Origin of the sequence: Burkholderia sp. LMG 13014, from assembly GCF_905232215.1 — a bacterium.
Taxonomy (GTDB): Bacteria; Pseudomonadota; Gammaproteobacteria; order Burkholderiales; family Burkholderiaceae; genus Burkholderia.
The window spans coordinates 1-1,299 of the sequence record NZ_CAJNKE010001003.1 but is presented as its reverse complement, the minus strand read 5'-3'; the positions used below and the strand labels follow the sequence as shown (position 1 = coordinate 1,299).

Here is a 1,299-nt window from a genome sequence, read left to right as displayed (position 1 = left end):
GAGGGGCTGCCCGTGACCTGCGACGTCGGCGTGAATCACCTGCACCTGATCGACGTCGACATCGGCTACTTCGATTCGCAGTTCCGGCTCGATCCGCCGCTGCGCAGCGAGCGCGATCGCGAAGCGATTCGCGTGGCGCTCGCCGACGGCACGATCGACGCGATCTGCTCCGACCATACGCCGGTCGACGACGACGAGAAGCTGCTGCCGTTCGGCGAAGCGACGCCGGGCGCGACGGGGCTCGAACTGCTGCTGTCGCTGACGCTGAAGTGGGCGGACGAGACCCGCACGCCGCTCGCGCAGGCACTGCGCCGCATCACGTCCGCACCGGCCGACGTGCTGCAGCTGCCGGCCGGCCGCCTGGCCGAAGGCAGCGCGGCCGACCTGTGCGTGTTCGACCCGCGCGCGCACTGGCGGGTCGAGCCGCGTGCGCTGAAGAGCCAGGGCCACAACTCGCCGTTCCTCGGCTACGAACTGCCCGCCTGCGTGCGCACGACGCTCGTCGCCGGGCAGATCGCGTTCGAGCGCCCCTGAACCACGCCGGACCTTCGCCATGATTGCCCTTCGCAAGCTGCGTCTCGTTTTCCACCTGTTGCGCGGCATGGCGATCGTCGCGCTGCGTTTTTCGCACGTCACGCCCGCGCGGCGCGCCGAGATGACGCGCCGCTGGACGCTCAAGATGCTGCGGATCTGCGGGATGCGCCTCGTCGTCCATAACGACGGCGCGCGGCTCGACGCGAGCGCGCTCGTGGTCGGCAATCACGTGTCGTGGCTCGACATCTACACGGTCAACGCGTGGCGGCCGACGCCGTTCGTGTCGAAGGCCGAGGTGCGGCAGTGGCCGGTCGTCGGCTGGCTCGCCGAGAAGCTCGACACCGTGTTCCTGCAGCGCGAGAAGCGCACCGAGGCGATGCGGGTCATGCACGAGATGGCCGAGCGCCTGCGCAACGGCGGGCTGATGTGCGTGTTTCCGGAAGGAACGACGACCGACGGGCAGGAACTGCTGCCGTTCCATGCGAACCTGTTCCAGTCCGCGGTATCGGCCGGCTGCGCGGTGCAGCCGATCTGCCTGATGTACGAGGACGCGCAGCGGCGGCAGTCGGTCGCACCGGCCTACACGGGCGAACTGGCGCTCGGCAAGTCGCTCGACATGGTGTTGCGCGGTGGCCCGATCATTGCGCACCTTTACGTGTGCGAACCGATCGCGCCGGGTGGCGACCGGCGGGCGACGTCCGCGGCGGCGCGCGATGCGATCGCCGCCGCGCTCGCGACGCTGCAGGCGAAGGTCGACAAGCCGAC

2 protein-coding genes are annotated in these 1,299 nt (G+C 70.0%); both read left to right on the top strand.

Going from position 1 to position 1,299, the window contains the following annotated elements:
- Nucleotides 1–534: amidohydrolase family protein (locus JYJ84_RS36900; RefSeq protein ID WP_205190325.1), on the top strand; the 534-nt coding region annotated here is incomplete at its 5' end.
- A 19-nt stretch (nucleotides 535–553) separates the two neighbouring features.
- Nucleotides 554–1,299: 1-acyl-sn-glycerol-3-phosphate acyltransferase (locus tag JYJ84_RS36895; protein ID WP_205190324.1), on the top strand; the 746-nt coding region annotated here is incomplete at its 3' end.